This is a genomic window from Sporacetigenium mesophilum DSM 16796 (genome assembly GCF_059569055.1).
Window position 1 is genome coordinate 16,165 of record NZ_JCANUR010000010.1, and the last position, 20,952, is coordinate 37,116.

19 protein-coding genes and 2 riboswitches are annotated in these 20,952 nt (G+C 30.1%); of the genes, 18 read left to right on the forward strand and 1 reads right to left on the reverse strand.

The annotated features are described in order from the left end of the window. Nucleotides 1-91: 91 nt before the first annotated feature. The 4 genes from BS62_RS09265 (at nt 92) to fabZ (ending at nt 2,756) form a co-directional block, all read left to right on the forward strand. A complete protein-coding gene (locus BS62_RS09265; RefSeq protein WP_496490984.1) occupies nt 92-772 on the forward strand; it encodes a peptidoglycan DD-metalloendopeptidase family protein in 681 nt (226 codons plus the stop codon). Between the two features lie 99 nt (nt 773-871). After that, nucleotides 872-1,138 (forward strand): sporulation transcriptional regulator SpoIIID, encoded by a 267-nt coding sequence (gene spoIIID, locus BS62_RS09270; protein ID WP_496490985.1) that lies wholly within the window; start codon nt 872-874, stop codon nt 1,136-1,138. Between the two features lie 126 nt (nt 1,139-1,264). Beyond that, nucleotides 1,265-2,293, forward strand: coding sequence for a rod shape-determining protein (locus tag BS62_RS09275; RefSeq protein ID WP_496490986.1), 1,029 nt, complete (start codon nt 1,265-1,267; stop codon nt 2,291-2,293). 28 nt (nt 2,294-2,321) lie between these two features. After that, entirely contained in the window at nt 2,322-2,756 is a 435-nt protein-coding gene (gene fabZ / locus BS62_RS09280) for a 3-hydroxyacyl-ACP dehydratase FabZ (protein ID WP_496490987.1), read from the forward strand. Between the two features lie 60 nt (nt 2,757-2,816). Here the strand turns inward: fabZ and yyaC are convergent, their stop codons facing one another. Further along, complete coding sequence (yyaC, locus tag BS62_RS09285) at nt 2,817-3,326, reverse strand: spore protease YyaC (protein ID WP_496490988.1); 510 nt, start codon at nt 3,324-3,326, stop codon at nt 2,817-2,819. Nucleotides 3,327-3,471: 145 nt separating this feature from the next. Here yyaC and BS62_RS09290 point away from each other — a divergent pair, with 145 nt between their 5' ends. From BS62_RS09290 to tsaD, 14 genes are all read left to right on the forward strand, one after another. Beyond that, nucleotides 3,472-3,909 carry a COG2426 family protein gene (locus BS62_RS09290; RefSeq protein ID WP_496490989.1) on the forward strand — a complete coding sequence of 146 codons (438 nt, stop codon included), beginning with the start codon at nt 3,472-3,474 and terminating at the stop codon, nt 3,907-3,909. A 101-nt stretch (nt 3,910-4,010) separates the two neighbouring features. Then, nucleotides 4,011-4,113, forward strand: a riboswitch (SAM riboswitch). A 162-nt stretch (nt 4,114-4,275) separates the two neighbouring features. Then, nucleotides 4,276-5,469: a methionine adenosyltransferase gene (metK, locus tag BS62_RS09295; protein ID WP_496490990.1), complete on the forward strand. Its 1,194-nt coding sequence runs from the start codon at nt 4,276-4,278 to the stop codon at nt 5,467-5,469. Between the two features lie 119 nt (nt 5,470-5,588). Next, a complete protein-coding gene (gene recD2 / locus BS62_RS09300; RefSeq protein ID WP_496490991.1) occupies nt 5,589-7,814 on the forward strand; it encodes an SF1B family DNA helicase RecD2 in 2,226 nt (741 codons plus the stop codon). After that, nucleotides 7,765-8,544: a ComFC family protein gene (locus tag BS62_RS09305; protein WP_496490992.1), complete on the forward strand. Its 780-nt coding sequence runs from the start codon at nt 7,765-7,767 to the stop codon at nt 8,542-8,544. The genes recD2 and BS62_RS09305 overlap by 50 nt, the downstream gene beginning before the upstream one ends. A 619-nt stretch (nt 8,545-9,163) precedes the next feature. Beyond that, nucleotides 9,164-9,733: a ribosome hibernation-promoting factor, HPF/YfiA family gene (gene hpf, locus BS62_RS09310; RefSeq protein ID WP_496490993.1), complete on the forward strand. Its 570-nt coding sequence runs from the start codon at nt 9,164-9,166 to the stop codon at nt 9,731-9,733. Between the two features lie 250 nt (nt 9,734-9,983). Next, nucleotides 9,984-12,662, forward strand: coding sequence for a preprotein translocase subunit SecA (secA, locus tag BS62_RS09315; protein ID WP_496490994.1), 2,679 nt, complete (start codon nt 9,984-9,986; stop codon nt 12,660-12,662). An 18-nt stretch (nt 12,663-12,680) separates the two neighbouring features. Beyond that, nucleotides 12,681-13,785 (forward strand): peptide chain release factor 2 gene (gene prfB / locus BS62_RS09320; protein WP_496490995.1). Its coding sequence is split into 2 segments (ribosomal slippage): nt 12,681-12,755 and nt 12,757-13,785, totalling 1,104 coding nucleotides; the frame shifts between segments, so codons are not numbered across the junction. 63 nt (nt 13,786-13,848) lie between these two features. Beyond that, the gene (locus BS62_RS09325; protein WP_496490996.1) at nt 13,849-15,990 is read left to right on the forward strand and encodes a Tex family protein; all 2,142 of its coding nucleotides are present in this window, start codon (nt 13,849-13,851) and stop codon (nt 15,988-15,990) included. 62 nt (nt 15,991-16,052) lie between these two features. Next, nucleotides 16,053-17,219 (forward strand): amidohydrolase, encoded by a 1,167-nt coding sequence (locus tag BS62_RS09330; protein WP_496490997.1) that lies wholly within the window; start codon nt 16,053-16,055, stop codon nt 17,217-17,219. Nucleotides 17,220-17,277: 58 nt separating this feature from the next. Next, nucleotides 17,278-17,394, forward strand: a riboswitch (FMN riboswitch). A gap of 146 nt (nt 17,395-17,540) precedes the next feature. Beyond that, a complete protein-coding gene (locus BS62_RS09335) occupies nt 17,541-18,155 on the forward strand; it encodes an ECF transporter S component (RefSeq protein WP_496490998.1) in 615 nt (204 codons plus the stop codon). Between the two features lie 99 nt (nt 18,156-18,254). Continuing rightward, nucleotides 18,255-18,707 (forward strand): tRNA (adenosine(37)-N6)-threonylcarbamoyltransferase complex ATPase subunit type 1 TsaE, encoded by a 453-nt coding sequence (gene tsaE / locus BS62_RS09340; protein WP_496490999.1) that lies wholly within the window; start codon nt 18,255-18,257, stop codon nt 18,705-18,707. Beyond that, nucleotides 18,707-19,426 (forward strand): tRNA (adenosine(37)-N6)-threonylcarbamoyltransferase complex dimerization subunit type 1 TsaB, encoded by a 720-nt coding sequence (gene tsaB / locus BS62_RS09345; protein WP_496491000.1) that lies wholly within the window; start codon nt 18,707-18,709, stop codon nt 19,424-19,426. The genes tsaE and tsaB overlap by 1 nt, the downstream gene beginning before the upstream one ends. Continuing rightward, on the forward strand, nt 19,416-19,862 hold the full coding sequence (rimI, locus tag BS62_RS09350; protein WP_496491001.1) for a ribosomal protein S18-alanine N-acetyltransferase: 447 nt from the start codon (nt 19,416-19,418) through the stop codon (nt 19,860-19,862). The genes tsaB and rimI overlap by 11 nt, the downstream gene beginning before the upstream one ends. Nucleotides 19,863-19,878: 16 nt before the next feature. After that, nucleotides 19,879-20,892 (forward strand): tRNA (adenosine(37)-N6)-threonylcarbamoyltransferase complex transferase subunit TsaD, encoded by a 1,014-nt coding sequence (tsaD, locus tag BS62_RS09355; RefSeq protein WP_496491002.1) that lies wholly within the window; start codon nt 19,879-19,881, stop codon nt 20,890-20,892. Nucleotides 20,893-20,952: the final 60 nt, after the last annotated feature.

The window sequence follows — 20,952 nt, forward strand, 5'->3', positions numbered from 1 at the left end:
TCCATTTTTTTATGAAAAATATTTATAAAATGTATAAAAATAGAAAAAAAAGTACACAATACAAATGTAGAAATACATATGGAGGTGTAGTATGAAAAACAAAAAAATACTAGAGAGAGATGGGTTTTATTTAGCTCTATTTTTATGCGTATGTCTAGTGGCTGTAGGTGCCGTTTGGGTTACTAAGAATAGCATAGACGATTTAGCTACAAATGGTTTTGTAAACTATAGTAATGGTGAATTAGCAAAAGGTGATGATGAAGTACATCTAATTAAGGAAAAAGATAAGTCAGTTCCAACTACAACTAATTCAGATCAAAACCTAGCAAAAGCGAAAGAGCAAAAAGCTAAGGAAAGTACAGAAGTAGCAAAAAGAACAATGCCTGTTCAAGGTGAAGTTACAAAAGAATATGCTGAAAAAATACCTAGTTACAATAAAACATTAGACCAATGGGAAATACATAAAGCAGTAGATATACAAGCAAAAGCTGGGTCAACTGTTAAATCTATAGCAAGCGGAAAGATTATAGATGTATCTAACGACGATAAGTATGGCACAACTGTAAAAATAGAATCTGCCAATAAAACAGTTTTAACTTATAGTAACTTAGATAAAAATGTTGATGCTAAAGTTAATCAAACTGTAAAAGCAGGAGATGCTATAGGAAAAATAGGAAATACTTCTACAGTTGAAAGTGCTGAGGGAGCACATCTTCATTTAGAAGCGTTTAAAGATGGAAAATCTATAAATCCAATGAATTTAATGAAATAACTTTTTAGAACAGACTTGATCAATTTTGATCAAGTCTGTTCTATTTTTTTTAGAAATCTCATATATATGATTAAGGAAATATGTAAGGGGGGGGAAGAATTGAGATCCCATATAGAAGAAAGAGCTATAGTTGTTGCAAAATATATACTAGAGAAAGAAACAACTGTTAGACAGACAGCAAAAACCTTTGGGGTAAGCAAAAGCACTATACATAAAGATGTAACTGAGCGATTAGAGGAAATAAATCCATCCTTAGCAAAAGAAGTGAAGATGGTTTTAGAAAAAAATAAATCTGAACGTCACTTAAGAGGCGGAATGGCTACAAAATTAAAGTATGAAGTTAAGGATCAAAAAGATGTAGGTTAATAATACCTACATTTTTTTCTTGACTAAAGTTCGATTTTTGTATATTTTTGTAGGTAGGGCTATTATAAGTAAATAACTAAGTGTAGTTCATATAGATTATAAACAGAAGATGAGGAGTTGGGATTAATGGCGAGAGCTGATATAGGTATAGACCTGGGCACAGCTAATGTTCTTGTTTATGTTGGTGGCAAAGGAATAGTTTTAACAGAACCGTCTGTAGTTGCCATAGAAACAAGGAGTAATTCAGTATTAGCAGTTGGAGAAGATGCTAGAAGAATGATAGGTAGAACTCCAGGTAATATAGTTGCTATAAGACCGTTAAAAGATGGGGTTATATCAGATTATGATATTACAGAAAAGATGTTAAAGCATTTTGTTGACAAAGTAGTAGACAAAAAAGGTTTTGGAAGATTTTTCATGCCTAGAGTTATGGTGTGTGTGCCATCAGGAGTTACTGAAGTAGAAAAAAGGGCTGTGGAAGAAGCTACAAGACAAGCTGGAGCTAGAGAGGTATATATTATAGAAGAACCTATAGCTGCAGCCATCGGGGCAGGTGTAGATATAGCACAGCCAGATGGAAATATGGTAATAGATATAGGTGGAGGAACTGCTGATATAGCTGTAATATCTCTAGGAGGTATAGTTGTAAGTGAATCTATAAAAATGGGTGGAGATAAATTTGACGAGGCTATAGTAAGATATATGAGAAAGCAACATAACTTACTAATAGGAGAAAGAACTGCAGAACAAGTAAAATTAAAAATAGGAACAGCATTCCCTAGAGAAGAAGAAGAGTTTATGAGTGTAAGTGGTAGAAACTTAGTTAAAGGACTTCCTGAAACTATACAAATAAGCTCTACAGAGGTGCTAGAAGCATTAAAAGAAAGTGTTGAGCAAATAGCTACAACTGCTCATGCAGTTCTAGAAAAAACACCACCTGAGCTAGGAGCAGATATAAGCGATAGAGGTATAATAATGACAGGTGGGGGAGCTTTATTATATGGCTTGGACAAACTTATAGAACAAAGAACTGGAGTTAAAGTACACATTGCTGATGATCCTCTATCTTGTGTTGCAAAAGGTACTGGAGAAGCTTTAAAATCATTAAAATTATTGGAAACAGGAGGAACTATTCCTTTTAGAAAGAATAGATAATATACGAAAAGAAAAAGGGAGGGTAATTATGCTAAATATTGATCAAATAAAGGAATTAATACCTCACAGATATCCGTTTTTATTAGTAGATAAAGTAGTTGAATTAGATCCAGGAAAAAAGGCTATTGGTATAAAAAATGTTACAGCTAATGAACCGTTTTTCCAAGGTCACTTCCCTAGTTATCCACTAATGCCAGGAGTTTTAATAGTAGAGGCCATGGCACAAGTAGGAGCAGTTGCAATGATGTCTATGGAAGAAAATAAGGGTAAATTAGGAGTATTTGCAGGAATAGACGGTGTTAGATTTAAAAGAGAAGTAAGACCTGGAGATACATTGAGAATGGAAGTTGAATTAAATTCATTTAGAAGAAGTATTGGAAAAGCTAGTGCCAGTGCATATGTAGGTGAAGAATTAGTTTGTAGTGGAGAATTAATGTTTGCATTAGTTGAAAAACAAAAATAAATTTCAAATCAAAAGTCCCAATAAATTATTGGGACTTTTTTATTAAGGGGGTAATAGCCTCTATGTTGCAAGTATAGTTGATAAGGCAATTATCTCAGCTAGTTCAACTACAAAGCTCAGCCTTATATTGTTAAATGAAAACTTATTGTTTTCATCTATTTTATCAACTATACCAACTATAGAATAGTTACCTATTTCAGGAAGTTTTTTGCCAACACCTTTTCCAGGAAGTATAGGGCCTTCTCGTATTTGAATATTTCCTATATTGTCTTTTGATCCTAAACATGCATCTATAGCTAGAAAATTTCCATTTGGATACTTATTTTTTATATACTCTAAAGACTCAAATATATTTAACGCATGTATAGGTTTATCCAATGTACCATACACAGGATATTTAAAATCACTATTTTTTAGCATAGTTCCAACTAAAGGACCTAAAGCATCGCCTATGGCCCTATCAGTTCCTATACAAACGATTATTGTATTTTCTTTTATTATATTTTTTAAAACTTCACTAAGATTTTGTATGACATTCTCTTCTTTATAATTCGTTTTAACTAGATACATCGATACACCCCCTTACCTAAAATATATGAAATTATAGGTGAAAAAAGACCTATACCCACTCTAGTTAGTAATTTTTAAGCAATTACTAGTTTACTTAATCATATAATTAAAATATATAAAGGATGTAGCAAGGGAGGTATAAAATTTGAAATATATACTACTTATGATAATGTCATCTGTACCTGTTATAGAGCTTAGAGGAGCTATACCGGTAGGAATATCATGGGGGCTAAATTTTGGTTATGTGTACATATGTTGTGTTATAGGATCCACACTTATATCAATACCATTAATTATAACTTTCAGACAGATTTTACATGGGATAAAAAGACATAAAAAGATGTATAAGCTAGGAAATTTTATAGACAATAAAATAAATAGAAGAATGGAAAAAATGAAAAACGTAACTATATTAGGTATTGTATTATTTGTAGGAATACCACTTCCTACTACAGGGGCTTGGACTGCAGCGGCAATAGCATCTATACTAAGAATGAGAATTAGAGATGCGCTACTTGGGATATTTCTAGGAAATATGCTCTCAGGCTTAATAGTATCAGCTATATCTTTAAAGATTATATAATACATTTTATAAAAAGTTGATAAATAGTAAAAAAAATGTTGACATATAATAAATAAAATAGTAATATAATTTTTGTACTAAAAACTTATTAAATCTTAATTACCTTATTAAGAGCGGCGGAGGGATAGGCCCTATGAAGCCCAGCAACCACCCTATTGGGAAATGGTGCTAAATCCTACAGAATTTTATTCTGGAAGATGAGGTTAGTTAATTAACTATGTAATTAACCTCTTTATTTTTAAAGAGGTTTTTTTATTAGAAAAAATCGCAATGCATAGAAATAAAACGTAATAATTGTCAATAATATAGTAGAGACTATAGATAGTATAAATCTATAATTTATATACATAAGAGGAGGAACAAAAAATGGCAAGACACTTATTTACATCAGAATCAGTTACAGAGGGACATCCAGACAAAATATGCGATCAAATATCAGATTCTATATTAGACGCATTATTAGCAAAAGATCCTCAAGCCAGAGTTGCATGTGAGACTACAGTTACTACAGGGCTTGTATTAGTAGCAGGAGAAATATCTACTTCAGCATATGTTGATATACCAAAATTAGTAAGAAGTACAATAGAAGATATAGGATATACTAGAGCTAAATACGGATTTGACGCTGATACTTGTGCCGTAATAACTTCTATAGACGAGCAATCTTCTGATATAGCTATGGGTGTAGACGAAGCTCTAGAAAGTAAAAAAGGCGAAGATACAGATGCAGATCTAGAAAATGTAGGAGCAGGGGATCAAGGTATAATGTTTGGTTTCGCATGTAATGAAACAGAAGAATTAATGCCTTTACCAATATCTTTAGCTCACAAACTTGCTAGAAGACTAACAGAAGTTAGAAAAAATGGAATGTTAGATTATCTAAGACCAGATGGAAAAACTCAAGTTACTGTTGAATATGAAGATGGCAAGCCAGTTAGAGTACACACTGTTTTAATATCTACTCAACATAGCCCAGAAGTAGATAATAAAACAATAGAAAGAGATTTAAGAGATCACGTAATAAGTAAAGTAGTACCAAATAACTTAATGGATTCTGAAACTAAAGTATATATAAACCCAACAGGAAGATTCGTTATAGGTGGACCTCAAGGTGATACTGGTTTAACAGGAAGAAAGATAATAGTAGATACTTACGGTGGATATGCTAGACACGGCGGTGGAGCATTCTCAGGAAAAGATGCAACAAAGGTTGATAGATCTGCTGCTTATGCTGCAAGATATGTTGCTAAAAACATAGTAGCTTCTGGCCTTGCTGATAAGTGTGAAATAGAATTAGCTTATGCTATAGGTGTTGCACAACCTCTATCTATACTAGTTGAAACTTTTGGAACTGGAAAAGTTAGTGAAGAAAAATTAGTAGAATTAGTTAAGAAACATTTTGACTTAAGACCAGGTGCAATAATAAGAGACTTAGATTTAAAGAGACCTATCTATAGAAAAATTGCAGCTTATGGCCACTTTGGTAGAACTGATGTAGATTTAACATGGGAAAGAACAGATAAAGCTGATATATTAAGAAAAGAAGCTTTAGGTGAATAATATAAATTATTTAAGGCCCTGTATATTATACAGGGCTTTATTTTATGTTAATATACCTGTATAATAGTTACAAATTATGTAAATTATAACCTTATCACTAAGATGGTAGGAGAATCGGTATGGAAAAATTGCAGGGAACTATAAGTGATATAATATTTAAGAACGAAGAAAATGGATATACAATAGCAAATTTAACAAATGAAAACGATGAAGTTACAATAGTAGGTTGTATGCCTACGTTGACAATAGGTGAAAGCATAGAAATAGAAGGAAAATGGACAAGTCATAAGTTGTATGGCTTACAATTTGAAGTAGATAATTTTATTCCAATTATTCCCTCATCAGTAGATGGCATATATGCTTATTTAACATCTGGTATGATAAAAGGCATAGGGGATAAAATGGCAAAAAAGATAATAGAAAAGTTTGGAATACATACTATAGAAATAATACAAAATAATCCAGAAAGATTACAAGAAGTAGAAGGTATAGGAGAGAAGAAAGTAGATCAAATAGTAAAAGGTTTCGAGGAGAATAGAGAATTAAGAAATTTAATAATTCAATTATCCAAATATGGGATAAGTCCTAATTATTGCTTAAAAATATATAAAAAATATAAATCTAAGTCTATTCAAATAATACATGAAAATCCATATAAACTAGCAGAAGATGTAAGAGGAATAGGATTTAAATTAGCTGATAATATAGCATCAAAAATTGGAATAGATAAATACTCGGAAGATAGAATAGCCCAAGGTATAATATATACGTTAAATCACGCTCTTACAAATGGGCATACATATTTACCTAAAAGCTTGTTGATAAATGAAGCTAGTCAACTTTTAAGTATAGAAAAAGGATATATAGAAGAAGGGATATTGAAATTAGCTTTAGATCAAAAAATACAAATTGAAAAAAATCTTACAGAAGATATTATATATTTAATACCGTATTATATATCAGAAAATGGAGTATGCAAACAACTTATAAGGTTATCTCAATTCGAATTTGAAAACTTAGATATATGTATAGATAAGGAAATAATAAATTTAGAGGAAAAAAATAATATAAAATTAGCGCAAAATCAATATATGGCTGTTGAACAGGCTATACATAATGGAGTTATGGTTATAACAGGAGGGCCTGGAACAGGAAAAACAACAACTATTAATACAATAATACAAATATTTGAAAATAATAATATGGAAGTTATTTTAGCTGCTCCTACAGGAAGGGCTGCTAAGAGAATGAGTGAAACATCTAATAAAGAAGCTAAAACTATACACAGATTATTAGAGATGGGATATTCTAATAATGATGAAGAGATGGTATTTATGAAAAGTGAAGATGACCCTATAGAAGCTGATGTAATAATTGTCGATGAAGTATCTATGGTAGATATAAATCTTATGTATAGTCTATTAAAGGCTATTAAACCTGGTACTAGAGTAATATTAGTTGGAGACAGTGACCAATTACCTTCAGTAGGTGCTGGAAACGTTCTAAAGGATATTATAGACTCTGATGTTATAAAGATAGTTAGACTAACAGAAATATTTAGACAAGCTCAGGAGAGTATGATAGTAGTAAATGCACATAGAATAAATGAAGGACAACCATTATTTTTAAATTCAAAAAATAAGGATTTTTATTTTATTCAAAAAGAAGATAATGAGAATATAATAAGTGAAATAATAGGCTTAGTAGATAAAAGGCTACCAGAATATTATAAGGTAGATAAAATAAGAGATATACAAATATTATCTCCTATGAGAAAAGGAGATTTAGGAGTTACAAATTTAAATATAGAATTACAAAAATATTTAAACCCACCTGGAAAATTTAAGACAGAAGAAAACTTTACAAGAAGAATACTTAGGGTTGGGGACAAGGTAATGCAAGTAAAAAATAACTATAATAAAAAATGGGAAAATGAAGACAAAAGTGAAACTGGAGAAGGCATATATAATGGAGATATAGGATATATATATCACATAGATAAGGAAAATAAAAATATATATGTAATATACGATGAAATTAAGATAGTTAATTATGATTATAATGAACTAGATGAAATAGAGCATAGCTTTTGTACTACTATACACAAAAGCCAGGGAAGTGAATTTCCAGTAGTTGTAATACCTATATCTTGGGCACCTCCTATGTTATTGAGTAGAAATTTATTATATACAGCTGTAACACGCGCTAAGAAATTAGTTATACTAGTAGGACAGACTAAGTATCTTGAATATATGATAAAAAATAACAAAACACATAATAGGTATTCTAACCTACATGGAAAGCTATCTAGATTTAAAAGAGAAGGGCTGTTGGTATCAAATTAAAAATGTAATAAGTATAATATTGGATTATATATATCCTAAAAATATAAAGTGTATATTATGTAATAATCCGATAGATAAAAATAACACTTACTCATTATGCAAAAGCTGTTTTGATAATATTTCTTTTATAAAAGATGGGTGTATAAAATGTGGAAAGCCTATTGAGAATAACGATAACATAAGTTCTATTGATGAATGTAGCTATTGTAGTGATAAGAGTTTTTACTTCGATAAGGCTATATCGTGTATAGAATATGATGAAATTACAAGTAAACTTATATATAACTTGAAGTACGGTAGAAAAACATATATATCTTATCATATGGCACAGATAATAAGAGATAAAATAGAGTATGAAAATATAAAATTTGATTATATATTATATGTTCCTCTTCACAAAAGCAGATATAAAAAACGTGGATTTAACCAATGCGAATTAATTGCCAAAAACTTGGAGAATCTTATTGATAAAAAAGCAGTCGATTGTTTATATAGAAAAAATAAGACTAAATACTTATCTAAACTAAGTAAAAGTGAAAGAAGCAAAGAATTAAGGGGTGCCTTTGAAGTAAAAAAAGGTATTCAAGATATATATAATAAAAATATATTATTAATAGATGATATATTTACAACGGGAAGTACTACAAATGAAATAAGTAAACTTCTAAAAAATAATAATGCTAATAATATATATGTATGTTGTGTATTAACTGGAAGAAATTTATATTGACATAAATATTAGATGCTATTAAAATAAGTAAGTGATGTTATAGGTCTGTGGTTGAAAGTCCATGCCAGTCGCAGGCAAAAGGACCCACGTAAGTTAATTTAAAAATTGAGTTAATGAGCATGGTGCGGCTTAGAAGTAAGTCCTGCCGATATAAAATCGAGAGGGTTAATAGTGCGGCAACCCCAAGCGAAATCCCCAGCAGGCGAGTGTGGGGGCAAAGATCAGGTCAGCTATAATATCCAAAAGGTACCTTAACAGGTGCTTTTTTTTTTCAACAAAAAACAACAAATAATTAACATAAATGTGTTTAATTTGTGGATAAATGTATATAAACATAAATAGCTACAGATATTGAAATTTTAAGTTATTAACAAAGTTATACACATTATCCACATTTTTCATCAATATAACTTTTAAATTATTAACAATGCTAATTAACAAAAATTAATAAAATATATAGAGAATATAAATCTTACAAAAGTTAAAAATAAAAATTAAAGGAATGACTATGTTTTTATAGAAATAATTATAAAGCATAAACTTTCATACTATATTAAATCGAAATATTAGTTTAAAAGGTAATATCTGTGGTATATAATAACTGAAGGGAGATGTTGTTATGAATCTAATTATATCTGGAAAACAATTAGAAGTAACAGATAGTATAAGAAATGCAATAGAAGAAAAATTAGGAGGAATAGAGCAATACCTTCATCCTGAAACTCAAGTTAAAGTCACAGTAAGTGCTAAAAAAGCTAGACAATCAATAGAGGTTACGATATTTCCTATAAGTGGACCAATATTAAGAGCAGAAGATAGACAAGAAAATCTATATGCAGCTATAGATATAGTACATGACAAGCTTTATAAACAAATAAGAAAGTATAAAACAAAAATGCTAAATAAACATCAAGACCATAGAAGTATAAGATATGGAAATGTAGAAGAATTAGGCGAATTTAAAGATATGGATGATGATAGCTATCACAATACAGATGAAGAATCAATGAATATAGTTATAGAGAGAAGAAAGAAATTCGATATGAAGCCTATGAGCTCAGAAGAAGCTGTGCTTCAAATGGAGCTTTTAGGGCATAATTTCTATATGTTTAGAAATATGGATACAGATGAAATAAGTACTGTATATAAGCGTGAAATTGGTGGATATGGTCTTATAGAGCATGAATAATTTTTGCAAAAGCTACTGATTATATAATCAGTAGCTTTTTTAATTACAAGGATATTATAATTTATCTGAAATTATTAACATTTATTTTAAAAAATCTTGTTTTAATAATATAACTCATATATATTAAGTTATATATGACTATTTAAAGTAATAAAAAAATTGTCTGTAGCTTTTTATGATATAGCTTTTATTTTATGGTAAAATATATATATATATCGTATATAAAAATATATGGAATGAGGGAACAATTATGAGTTTTTTGGATAACATATTTAATATGGCAGAAAAGAAAGAACTAAAAAAGTATAATTCTATAGTTGATAAAATAGATGCTTTAGAACCTAAATTTGAAACTATGAGTGACAAAGAAATTAAAAATATGACTAATCTATTTAAACAAAGATTAAATAGTGGAGAAACATTAGATGATATACTTCCTGAAGCTTTTGCTGTAGTTAGAGAAGCTTCAAAAAGAGTTTTAGGTATGAGACATTATAGAGTTCAGCTAATAGGGGGAATGGTATTACATCAAGGAAGAATAGCTGAAATGAAAACAGGGGAAGGTAAAACATTAGTTGCGACAAGTCCAGTATATTTAAATGCATTAACAGGCAAGGGAGTTCATGTCATCACAGTAAATGATTATCTTGCAAAGCGTGATAAAGAAACTATGGGAAGCTTATACGAGTTTTTAGGAATGAGCGTAGGAGTTATAGTACACGGCCAATCACCAGAAGAAAGAAGAGAACAATATGCTTGTGATATAACTTATGGGACAAACAATGAATATGGATTTGACTACCTAAAAGACAATATGGTAATACATAAAGAACAGATGGCACAAAGAGAACTTAACTACGCTATAGTAGATGAGGTTGACTCTATCTTAATAGATGAAGCAAGAACTCCACTTATAATATCTGGACCTGGAGACAAATCTACTCATTTATACACAGATGCAAATACCTTTATTTTGACATTAAAAGAATCGGACTATGAAATAGATGAAAAACAAAAATCGGTATCTTTAACAGACTCAGGAGTAGACAAAGCAGAAAAATATTTCAACGTAGAAAATATAACTGATATAAAACATACAGAATTATCTCATCACATAAATCAAGCTTTAAAAGCACATAAGATAATGAAAAGAGATGTAGATTATGTAGATAAAGATGGCGAAATAGTTATAGTAGATGAATTTACAGGAAGACTTATGTTTGGTAGAAGATACTCTGAAGGGCTACACCAAGCTATAGAAGCAAAAGAGGGACTAAAAGTTCAAAGAGAGTCTAAGACGTTAGCTACAATAACATTCCAAAATTATTTTAGAATGTATAAAAAGTTATCAGGGATGACAGGTACAGCTAAAACAGAAGAAGAAGAATTTAGATCTATATATAAAATGGATGTTGTTCAAATACCTACAAATAAGCCTATTCTAAGAAATGATGTGGCAGATGCTGTATATAAAAACGAAATAGGTAAGTTTAAAGCAGTAGTAGAAGAAATAGTAGAAAGAAACAAAAAACAACAACCTATGCTTGTAGGTACTGTATCTATAGAAAAATCTGAATTATTGTCATCTATGTTAAAGAAAAGAGGAGTAAAGCACGAGGTATTAAATGCCAAGTATCATGAAAAAGAAGCTGAAATAATAGCTCAGGCAGGTAGAATAGGTTCTGTAACTATCGCTACTAATATGGCTGGTCGTGGTACGGATATAATGCTAGGTGGAAATCCAGAGTTCTTAACAAAGAAACAAATGAAAAAAATTGGATATGATGAAAGTGTTTTATATAAAGTAGCTAATCCATTAGAAGACGAAGAAGATTTACAAAATGAAGAATTAGTAAAAGCCAGAGAAACTTACGAAAAATTATATACACAATTTAAGAAACAAACTGAAGAAGAACAAGTAAAGGTTAGAGAAGCTGGAGGCCTTGCTATAATAGGTACAGAAAGACATGAATCTAGAAGGATTGATAATCAGCTTCGTGGTCGTGCTGGACGTCAAGGAGACCCAGGTAATTCAAGATTTTATATAAGTTTACAAGATGATTTAATGAGACTGTTTGGAACTGAGAGAGTATTAGGTGTTGTAGATAAGTTAGGTATGGAAGACGACATGCCGATAGAACATAAAATACTATCTAGATCAATAGAAAATGCTCAAAAGAAAGTAGAAGGAAAGAACTTTGGCATAAGAAAACACGTACTTCAATATGATGATGTTATGAACAAACAAAGAGAGATAATATATGCAGAAAGAAGACGTGTATTAGAAGGTGAAAACCTAAAAGAACAAGTAGAAAACATGATAGAAAACACAATAGAAGATGCGCTAAATGTATACATGGGAGAAGATAAATCTTCTTGGAGTTTAGAGGATCTTAAAAATCACCTTTATCAAACATTCTTACCAAAGGGAAGTATAGAAATAGAAAGTTTAGATAATTATTCTAGAGAAGATATAAAACAACAAATATTAGATTTAGCTATTAAAATATACGAAGCTAAAGAAAACACAATAGGTTCTGATAGAATGAGAGAAATAGAAAGAGTTATACTTCTTCAAGTAGTAGATTCTCATTGGGTGGATCATATAGATGCTATGGATCAGTTACGTCAAGGTATAGGTCTTAGAGCAATAGGTCAAGAGGATCCTGTAAGAGCATACACTTTAGAAGGATTTGATATGTTTGACGCTATGACTAAGTCTATACAAGATGAGACTATTAAATATCTATTTAACTTTACAATAGAAGAGCCTGTGCAAAGAAAACAAGTTATAGATGTAGATCATCTATCTTCTAATGCATCAGATCAGCCAGTTAATAAAACTATAACAAAAGAAGATGAATCAGGAAGAAACGAGCTATGTACTTGTGGAAGTGGCAAAAAATACAAAAAATGTTGTGGCAAATAAGGCATCTGGAGGTATTGTATGCTTAATATACAAGAATATAGACAAAAAATAGATACTATGAACGACAGTATAAAAGAATTGAGGGCTTCTCTTTGACATAGAAACTATAACTGAAAAAATAGAAACCTATGAAAATGAGATGAGCGATCAGAATTTTTGGAACGATAATGAAAAGGCACAAAAAACACTTCAAGAAAATAAGTCGTTAAAAGATACCTTAGATGAATATAAAGATTTACAAAATTCACTAGAGGATATAATAGTTCTTATGGAGCTATCAGAAGAAGAAAACGACTTATCTTTAGAAAAAGAAGTAATTGAATCTATAGAACAATTAGAGAACAAAATAAGTAATATTAAAATAAAAACTCTTTTAAATGGAGAGTACGACAGAAATAATGCCATAATATCTATACATGCAGGAACAGGAGGACTTGATGCTCAAGATTGGGCAAAAATGCTTCTAAGAATGTATGATAGATGGTCACAATCAAAAGGATATAAGGTCAATACACTAGATATTATCGCAGATCCTGAAGCAGGGATAAAAAGCGTAACTATATTAGTAGAAGGATTAAACTCCTATGGATATTTAAAAAGTGAAAAAGGTGTCCATAGGCTAGTAAGAATATCTCCTTTTGATTCATCTGGGAAAAGACATACATCTTTTGCATCAGTAGATGTTATTCCAGAATTAGATGACAGTATAAATATAGATATAAATCCTAGTGATTTAAAAATAGACACATATAAGGCTTCTGGTGCAGGTGGCCAGCATGTAAATAAAACTGAATCTGCAGTTAGAATAACACATATACCAACTGGAGTAATTGTTCAATGTCAAAGCGAAAGATCGCAACACATTAACAAGGATAGAGCTATGAAGATGCTTATGGCAAAACTTATAGAAATAAAAGAAATAGAGCAAAAAGAAAAAATAGAAGACCTACAAGGTCAATATTCTCAAATAGCATGGGGAAGCCAAATAAGATCATATGTTTTTCAACCATATACCTTAGTAAAAGACCATAGAACTAATGCTGAAATAGGTAGTGTTCAATCTGTTGTGGATGGAAATATAGACTTATTTATTAATGAGTATCTGAAGATGAGTAAAAAATAGCTTAAATGGGGCTTAAGAGAGTATTCTTAAGTCCCATTTTTAAATTTGTAATAGGAGGAAGTTATGAATATAAATAATATATTAAAAAGTGAATTTAACTTAAAGGATTTCCAAGTAGATAACACTATTCAACTTATAGATGAAGGAAATACAATACCCTTTATAGCTAGATATAGAAAAGAAGTAACAGGTGAACTTAGTGATGTAGTCTTAAGACAATTATATGATAGACTCACATATCTAAGAAATCTAAAAAGTAGAAAAGAAGATGTAATTAGATTAATAAAAGAGCAGGGAAAATTAAATGAAGATATACAAACTAATGTAGAAAAAGCGGCTACACTTCAAGAAATAGAGGATATATATGCACCGTTCAAACCTAAAAAGAGAACTAGAGCTACTATTGCAAAAGAAAAAGGACTAGAGACTTTAGCTCTAGATGTATTAAACAAAAATATAGATATATATACTGAAGCAAATAAATATATAAATCCTGAAAAAGAGGTAAATACTTTTGAAGATGCTATAAAAGGTGCATCTGATATAATAGCTGAAATAATAGGTGAAGATTCATATGTTAGAAAGTATATAAGAAATCTTGCCTTAAATGAGGGAGTAATAAATACTAAAAATTCTAAAGATGAAAAGTCAGTTTACGATATGTATTATGATTATAGTGAAAATATAAAAACTATGGCACCTCATAGAATACTTGCTATAAATAGAGGAGAAAAAGAAGAATACATAAAAGTTAAAATGGAAATTAACAATGATAAAATAATAGAAAATATAAATAAAAGATACATAAAAGATATAAACAAAAAATGTGAAGAATTTATAAAAAATGCTATAGAAGATTCATATAAAAGGCTTATATATCCATCTATTGAAAGAGAAATAAGAACTTATTTAACAGATATAGCTCAAGAAAGAGCTATTAGTGTATTTGGTAAAAATGTTAAAAACTTATTATTACAGCCTCCTATAAAAAATAAAGTTGTAATGGGATTTGACCCAGCTTTTAGGACTGGATGTAAAATAGCTGTGGTTGATGAAAATGGGAAACTACTACATACTACAACTGTATATCCTACAGCACCTCAAAATAATGTAGAAAAAGCAAAAAATGAACTTATCGATATAATAAAAACATATAAAGTAGATATTATAGCCATTGGAAATGGAACAGCTTCAAGAGAGTCTGAAATATTTGCTGCAGACATGTTAAAAGAAATTGATAGTGAAGTAAAATATATAATAGTAAGTGAAGCTGGCGCTTCAGTTTATTCCGCATCAGAGCTTGCAAGTGAAGAACATCCAGACATAAATGTATCTTTGAGAGGTGCCATATCAATAGGTAGAAGACTACAAGACCCATTAGCAGAACTTGTTAAAATAGATCCTAAGAGTATAGGAGTAGGTCAATATCAACATGACGTAAACCAAAAAAGGTTAGAGGAAGTTTTATCTGGAGTAGTAGAAGATGCTGTAAATAGTGTAGGTGTAGATTTAAATACGGCGTCTTATTCACTTCTTCAATATGTTGCAGGGATAACTAAATCTATAGCTAAGAATATAGTTGATTATAGAGAAGAAAATGGAGTATTTACTTCAAGGGCTCAATTAAAAAAGGTTAAAAGGGTAGGGCCTTCAGCATTTTTACAATGTGCAGGATTTATGAGAATATCGGATGCTAAAAATCCACTAGATACTACAGGAGTACATCCAGAAAGTTATGATACATGCAAAACATTAATAGAAAAACTAGGATATAAATTAGATGATATATCAAATAAAAATATAAAAGATATAGATTCTGAAATTAATAAGGTAGGGATAGAAAACTTAAGCAAAGAACTTAATGTAGGTATACCTACATTAAAGGATATTATAAACGAAATAAAAAAACCAGGTAGAGATCCTAGAGAAGAAGGTATGAAGCCAGTATTTAGAAGTGATGTATTAAAAATAGAAGATATAATGAATGGTATGATACTTAAAGGAACAGTTAGGAATGTTGTAGATTTTGGTGCATTTATAGATATAGGAATTAAAAATGATGGATTAGTTCATAAATCAGAAATGAGTGATAAATTTGTAAAAAATCCTATGGATATAGTATCTATAGGAGATATCGTAGATGTTAAAGTAATATCTGTAGATTTAAATAAACAAAGAGTAGCTTTATCTATGAAGTCTATATAAGATAATACATTATGTATATATGTTATAATATTAGTATTCATAGTTAAATCAGGAGGGTTGAAATGTTATTTATTAAAAATGGGATTATTAATACAGTGACCAATGGGATTATACATGGAGATATTCTTATAGAAAATGGCAAAATAGTTGAAATTGGAAAAGATATAGTAGCCCCACTAGATGCTGAAGTTATAGATGCTACAGGAAAAGATATATACCCTGGATTTATAGATGCACACACACACTTAGGTTTATGGGAAGATGGTATGGGATTTGAAGGTGCAGATGGAAACGAAGAAACAGACCCAATAACGCCACATTTAAATCCTATAGATGGGATAAATCCTATGGATAGAACTTTTGAAGAAGCTGTATCTGGAGGAATAACATCTGTATGTACTACTCCTGGAAGTGCCAATGTTATGGGGGGGCAATGTATAGCTATAAAAACTCATGGCAAGAGAATAGATAAAATGATTATAAAAAACCCTGTTGCTTCCAAAATAGCTTTTGGTGAAAATCCAAAAAGTGTATATGGAAGAGATGAAAAAATGCCTCAAACTAGAATGGCCATAGCTGCACTTTTAAGAGAAACTCTTAAAAAAGCAGAGATTTATTTAGAAGACATGGTTGCATTTGAAGAAGATGAAGATGAAGAGTGTGAAGAACCAGAATACGATATAAAAATGGAATCACTATTACCTGTTATAAAAAGAGAAATACCGTTTAAAGTCCATGCTCATAGAGCCGATGATATGTTTACGGCTATAAGGATAGCAAAGGAATTTAATCTAAGATTATCGTTAGACCATTGTACTGAAGGGCATCTTATAGTAGATGAATTAGTTGAAGAAGGATACCCTGTTGTAGTAGGTCCAAGCTTATCTGAAAGATCAAAAATAGAATTAAGAAATTTAACATTTGATACTGCAGGAATATTATCTAACGCAGGACTTGATGTATGTTTAATGACAGATCATCCAGTTATACCTGTTCACTATTTGTCTGTATGTGCTGCTATTGCTATAAAGCATGGTATGAAAAAAGAAAAGGCTATAGAATCTATAACTATAAATCCTGCAAAAGTTTTAGGAATAGAAGACAGAGTTGGATCTATAGAAGTAGGAAAAGATGCTGATATAGTTATATGGAATAATGAACCTTTAGATGTTCAAAGCTACGTAGAATATACATTAATAGACGGAAAAATAGTATATAAAAAATTTTAATTGACGAATAGTCTTATTCAGTATAGAATATAATCATAGAAGAAGAAAAGTAAATAAAGATAATCTTCGGGGCAGGGTGTAATTCCCGACCGGCGGTATAGCCCGCGAGCTACTATGTAGCTGACTTGGTTAAATTCCAAGGCCGACAGTAAAGTCTGGATGAAAGAGGATTAAATACATGGTTATTGTTATAATTATAGTTTTATTAATAATTATAATGTTTATAATTATGTGTTTATATTGATTGCAAACAAAAGTCCGAAGATTTATCTTCGGACTTATTTTATTTTCTAATAAAATTTAAATTAGGAGGAATTGACAATGCAAAGCACAACAAATCAACATCAAACTAGATTCTTTTCAACACCAACTTTAGTAAAGGTGGCTGTACTATCAGCAATATGTTATGTTCTTATGTTTATACAATTTCCAATACCAGCAATCTTTCCAGATTTTTTAAAGATAGATATATCTGATGTTCCTGCTATATTAGGTGGTATGGCATTAGGGCCTGTTGCTGGAATAACAATTGAACTTATAAAAAATATATTACAAGCTTTAACAAATTCTACAACAGGTGGAGTTGGAGAATTAGCTAACTTTTTAATCGGTGGTTCATTTGTATTAGTGACATCGGTTATATACAGAAAAGGTAAAAGCTTAAAAAGTTCTATAATAGGTCTTATAGTAGGTACTATATTTATGACTGCAGTAGGAGCAATAGCTAATTACTTTATATTAATACCATTCTATACAAACTTTATGCCACTTGAAGCTATAATAGGCATGGGAAGTGCATTAAATCCTAAAGTAGTAGATTTAGCTACTTATATAATGTGGATGGTAACACCGTTTAATATAATAAAAGGAATTTTAATGTCTATAATAGTAGTACTTGTATATAAAAAAGTAGAATATATATTAAGAAAAGGATAAAAAAAGCGCTCAAAGCGCTTTTTTTATTTTGTAAAGCTTTATTATAGTAATTGGTTATAATATAATAGTATAGTTAATCTTTATAATGGAGATGGTTAAATGTTTAAAATATATTTAAAAAATGAAGAAGAAACAAAAGATATAGGATATAAATTAGGAAAGTTATTAAGCAAAAAAAGTGTTATATGTTTAGTAGGAGATTTAGGTGCTGGAAAAACTACATTAACGCAAAATATAGCTAAGGGATTAGAGATAGGTGATTATATAACAAGTCCTACATTTACAATAGTAAATGAATATGAAGGAAGAATTCCACTATATCACTTTGATGTATATAGAATAGGAAGTAGTGATGAAATGTACGATATAGGGTTTGATGAGTACATAAATTCAGATGGAGTTTGTATAATAGAATGGGCAAATTTAATTGAGGATATACTTCCAGATGAGTATTTATATATAGATATTAAATACAAAGAAAATGGACGAGAAATGACTTTAAATCCAAAAGGATATAAATATGAAGACATTGTTAAGGAGCTGTTAAAATAATGAAAGTACTAGGAATAGATACATCTTCACAAGCTGCTAGTATTGCAATAATGGAAAATGAAAAATTAATAGCAGAATATACTATAAATACTAAGAAAACTCATTCTCAAAAGCTTATGATAATGATAGAAGAAATGTTTAATTTAAGCGATATGAAAATAGAAGAAATAGATTTAATAGGAGTTTGCATTGGTCCAGGGTCGTTTACAGGACTTAGAATAGGGATGTCAACGGCAAAGGCTATAGCCCATGTTAGAAACATACCAATTGTTGGAGTGAACTCATTAGAATCGTTAGCATTTAATATGAGCTTTTCTAAATACACTATATGCCCTATAATTGATGCCCAAAGAAATCAAGTATATACTAACAGTTATTCATGGGAAAATAATGAACTTATATCTAAAGATGATATAAATGTAATTTCTATAGATGAGTTAATAGAAAATGCAAAAAATGGACCTGAAGAAGTAATATTATTAGGAGAAGCTATAAGTTTATATAAAGAAAAAATTGAAAATGCAAAAAATATAAATATAGCACCTAGTTCAAATAATATATCTAGAGCAAGTAGCTTATGTCAACTAGCTATTAATAAATATAATAACAAAATAGATGTCCATAATTGTTATACTATAAATCCAATGTATATAAGAAAATCTCAAGCAGAAGTCCAATACGATGAAAAAATGAAGAGGATGCAGCAAAATGAACAATAACTTAATTATAAGAGATATGAAACTTGAAGATATTGATGGAGTATATAACGTAGAAAAATCTTGTTTTCCAGACCCATGGAGCAAAGAATCATTTAAAAAAGAAATACAAAATAAGTTAGCAAAGTATTTAGTTGCACAGATAGAGGACAAGGTAGTTGGTTATGTTGGAGCTTGGTTTGTAATAGATGAAGCGCATATAACTAATGTAGCTGTAAGCCCAGAATATAGAGGTCAAAAAATAGGGGATAAAATAGTAAAATCTCTTATAGATGAATGTCGGGAAAATAAAATAAAAGCTATGACTTTAGAAGTTAGAGTATCCAATATTGTAGCTCAAAATTTATACAAAAAGTATGGTTTTAAGTTAGCTGGTGTTAGAAAAGAGTACTACAGTGACAATAAAGAAGATGCTCTTATAATGTGGAAACATTTATAAAAAAGGAAGTGTATTTATGAAAGATATAATAACTTTGGCTATAGAAACTAGCTGCGATGAAACCTCAGCAGCAGTTTTAAAAAATGGTAGAGAAATATTGTCGAATATAGTATCTACTCAAATTGAATTACATAAAAAGTTTGGAGGAGTAGTTCCTGAAGTTGCTTCTAGAAAACATATAGAAAATATAGATATGGTAGTACAAGAATCCTTAGATAAGGCTAATGTATGTTTTAATGATATAGACCATATAGCTGTGACATATGGACCAGGGTTAGTGGGAGCATTACTAGTTGGATTATCTACTGCAAAAGCTTTAGCTTATACTCTAGGTAAACCCTTAGTAGGAGTTAATCATATAGAAGGACATATAAGTGCTAATTACATAGAAGATAAAAAGTTAGAACCACCATTTATATGTTTAATAGTATCTGGAGGACATACCCATTTAGTTGAAGTTAAGGATTATGGTAGCTACGAAATATTAGGAAAAACTAGAGATGATGCATCAGGTGAGGCATTTGATAAAATAGCTAGAGCTTTGAACTTAGGATATCCAGGCGGACCTATAATAGATAAACTATCTAAAATTGGAAATAAAAATGCAATAGAATTTCCAAGGGCTTATATAAATGATGGATATGATTTTAGTTTTAGCGGATTAAAGTCATCTGTACTGAACTATATAAACTCTAAAAAAATGAAAGATGAAGAAATAGTAGTAGAAGATGTAGCTGCATCATTTCAGGAAGCTGTTGTTGAAGTATTAGCTAATAAAGCTATAAAAGCAGCACTAGAAAAAGGATATGATAAAGTTGTTTTAGCTGGAGGAGTTGCAGCAAACTCAGGATTGAGAGAAAAATTACAAGAGTTAGGAAGTAATAAAAATATAGCTATAAAATATCCACCTATAGATTTATGCACCGATAATGCAGCTATGATAGGTTGTGCAGGATATTATAACTATATAAAAGGAAAAACTCATGATATGAGTTTAAACGCAATATCAAACCTAAAATTAGGTCAGTAGCACCCATTCAATATGGGTGCTTTTTTGCGAATTTTTTTAAAATTTAAATTTCAACAAAAA